1 protein-coding gene is annotated in these 1,673 nt (G+C 64.6%); it reads left to right on the top strand.

Annotated elements, in window-relative coordinates:
- Window positions 1-866, top strand: an 866-nt coding sequence (locus ELR45_RS25515; protein WP_205857252.1) for a CobW family GTP-binding protein, incomplete at its 5' end; no start/stop codon positions are given.
- Between the last annotated feature and the right edge of the window lie 807 nt (window positions 867-1,673).

Below are 1,673 nucleotides of genomic sequence, written 5' to 3'. Positions count from 1 at the left end.
GTGAGGATGTCATTCCGACGCTGGTCCGGATGGCCGAGCTGGATCGCTGGCGTTCGGCGGTGCTCGCACTGCCGATCGGCGCCGAGCCGATCGCGGTCACTGAGGCACTGGCGGCAGTCAACCGAGAGATCCGCGTCGCCAGCGTCGTCTCGGTCGTCGACCTCACGACCCTGGAGAACGATGTCCTCGGGGAAGACCTGCTGGGCGAACGCGGCCAAGCCATGTCCGACGACGACCAGCGCGCCGTGGGCGAAGCGCTCTGCCATCAGATCGAGTATGCCGACGTCGTCATCTCATCGAGGTCGGACAACGACGGTCCGCAGGGCGTCGCGCTGCTCGACCATCTCCGCAGCACCGACTCAGTTCACTGGACCGGCCTCGACGACGTGAACGGCGAGGAGCTGTTCAGCAGCCGTCACGACCCCCATCGATCCGCGCGGAGGATGGATCCGCGCCACGTCGAGCCGACCATCCCGGACGGCCACGCGGGCGGTCCTGTCTGGACGCTCGACCTCCACTCTTCACGTCCGTTCCATCCGCACCGGCTCATGGAGTCGATCGAACAGCTCGGCGCCGGCCGGATTCGCGCCCGTGGCCGGTTCTGGCTGCCGACGCGGCCTCACACGCTGTGCGTCTGGGACGGCGCAGGCGGCCAGCTCGCGATCGGCGACGGCGGGCCGTGGGGCGACATCGAGCCGAGCACCCGGCTGGTCATCACGGGAACCGGAGACGAACGGCGGCGGCTCCGCCGGACCTTCCACCAGGTACTGCTCACCAGCGCCGAAGCCGCAGCCGGTGTCACGCGCTGGCAAGGGATCGACGACGGTTTCGCACCATGGTTAGGAGATCACTCCGCAGCCGCTTGAGGCGACGTCAAGGGACCAAAAAATAAGCCCGGCCCGCGATGGGGCCGGGGAGGTACCTTGATCATACTCGAACTCCAGATGGAGACAAACGCTGCTCAGTCGCCTTACCATCCTTCTGGTTTGGCTAGCTTCCCGACAGTGGCAGGCATCTGGTGACTGGTGTAGTCGCTCGCCTCAAGACTCCTCCACCAGTGCCGCCCTGCGCCGACGTTCGGGCTGCCAGAAAGGTCGCGGGCGGTGTACCGACCACCAGGATTGACTGTTCCGACCGGAACGCGTCGACGCGCCCCCTGCACGGGCCACCGCAGATCGCTGTCGTTACTGATGACAACCGCCGTGCAGTAGACGACTCGAGAGATGGTCGCGCCCGGCCACAGCGCAGACTGCTCAGCTAGAAGGGCTTTGGCAAGGCTCCGTCTGTCCAGCCAGCGCCAGCCGGGCTTGCCCCGCCCGCAATGACGGCGGCCCGCATAGTAGAGATTGTACCCGTCCACATATATACCGATACGCACCGACTCATCCCTTCGCTAGTCGTCGATAATCGCTGTCGAGCGCGATTTTCTCGAGCTTAGCATGGTGTTAAAGCGCAAAAGCATTCTAGTGCGCCTAGACAGATGCAAACGACAGTTCGGTGAGGTGTGTCCGTGGCGGCTTGATCGCCGCCAGCGAACGTTCGTGGGAATTGAGTCGCCTCGACTCAAGTTATACCGGGTGAACCTGGCAAGGCCAGGCAGAACAAGAGGAGGAGTCCACAATGACAACTACACTCGCACTCAGGCCGCTCGCCGACTTCGACCGCGTCTTCCA

Source organism: Phytoactinopolyspora endophytica (assembly GCF_004138495.1).
Classification (GTDB): domain Bacteria; phylum Actinomycetota; class Actinomycetes; order Jiangellales; family Jiangellaceae; genus Phytoactinopolyspora; species Phytoactinopolyspora endophytica.
This window is presented reverse-complemented; position numbering and strand designations above follow the sequence as displayed.